This is a genomic window from Oleiphilus sp. HI0061 (assembly GCF_001635675.1).
The window spans coordinates 1-1733 of record NZ_LWFE01001784.1; the positions used below are offsets into that span (position 1 = coordinate 1).

Annotated in this window: 1 protein-coding gene; it reads right to left on the minus strand. The window is 42.8% G+C overall.

Annotated features, from left to right (window positions below; all coding sequences use genetic code 11):
- A partial coding sequence (locus A3735_RS27240; protein ID WP_369820567.1) for a sigma-54 dependent transcriptional regulator occupies positions 1-1401 on the minus strand: 1401 nt, incomplete at its 3' end.
- Positions 1402-1733 lie beyond the last annotated feature (332 nt).

A 1733-nucleotide genomic window follows, 5' to 3' on the forward strand; every position in this document is an offset into this window, starting at 1 on the left:
GGCATTCAAGCCGTATTTGCGCACCTTTTCAACCAAAGTTGTACGACGTATACGAAGTTTTTCGGCAGCGCGAGCAACCACACCAGAAGCCTCATCCAAAGCTTGTTGAATAAGCGACTTTTCCAAATTTGCCAGGTAATCCTTTAGATCGATACCATTTACAGGCAACAAGGCTGGTGAATCCATACTCGCCATTCCAGGGGCATTTTGTAGCTGCAGATCATCGGTCTGAACAACGTCATCAGTTTCTTCTATATGGCGATATTTTTGCGGTAACTCCTGAACACCAACAACATCATAAGGGTGCATAATACCCAGGCGCTCGACAAGGTTAGCCAACTCACGAATATTTCCAGGCCACTCATGACGACATAGACTCAGTATTGCAGCAGAATTAAATCTGATTGAGCCACGCTTCTCAGTCTCCATCCTTGAAATCAGCTCATTGAGCAGAAGAGGGATATCTTCAACACGATCTTTTAGTGCAGGCATCTCAATAGGAAATACATTCAAACGGTAATAAAGGTCCTCACGGAAATCACCACTGGTAATCATATCCTCAAGGTTTTTATGCGTTGCCGCAATGATACGAACATCAGTGTCTAATGTTTTATTTCCCCCAACCCTTTCGAATGTCCTCTCCTGCAAGACCCTTAGAATCTTAACCTGCATGTTCAGCGGCATGTCGCCAATTTCATCTAGAAAAAGCGTACCACCTTCAGCCAGTTCGAATCGACCTGCACGCGCAGTAATGGCGCCGGTAAAAGCACCCTTTTCATGACCGAACAATTCACTTTCCAACAACTCCGCCGGAATAGCACCACAGTTGACAGGCACAAAAGGCTTGTTTCTACGGTGCGAATTATAATGCAAGTTCCTGGCAACTACTTCTTTACCAGTACCCGATTGCCCTGTAATCAAGACGCTCACATCTTTATCCGCAACCTGTGCCATTAAAGCTCTAACATCTTGAACGCCGCAACTAGTACCTACAAGACTTCTAAAAAGCTCTACCTGACGCTGCTTACCACGCCCTGTTTGCGCCGAGTATTGTTCACGATAAACCTGGGCACGATATAAACTATCTAGCGTCTTATTATAGTTAAGAGGATAATCAAGTTGCGCAATGACCTTTCGTCTAAGAATATCATCAAGCCCGTCTAGAGCAGCATCACCTAGCCCTAGCACAGGAACACCCTCATCCCACTCATGTAAATCTTTAACGATCTGCTCAACCGGCTCCGAGTCTGCTCCCAAAAAAACGACACTTAAGTGCTCTGGCTCAATTGCATGCTCTTCAATAGTAGAGCGCCAACCTGACAAGGATGCGCTAAGAACACTTTCACCAAGAAAGGATAAAATAACAGAGATATCACGAAGCACTTCTTGGTTATTATGCATAACCAAAACTTTCATATCCTGGGCCATAGATGGACCTTATAGTTGTTTATTTTTTGGGTTTAACTTGAAGTAATGAATAGAGCAAAACAGTAAACTTTTGCACCCATGAGTACGCTCGAGCGGTTAATTGCAAAAAGCGATTATTCTTCAATATTCGATATCTAGCAATTAAAGTACGGATAGATTAATTAGTCAATTAAGTGGCGCAAAAAAGACGAAATAAGCGCCACATAAATAAATGTTCAAAATTTTGTCACTTATCTTATAAGTTATTGCCAGCGCAATAAAACTCAATCAAGCTTTATATTGAGACGAATCCAGATAGGTATTCG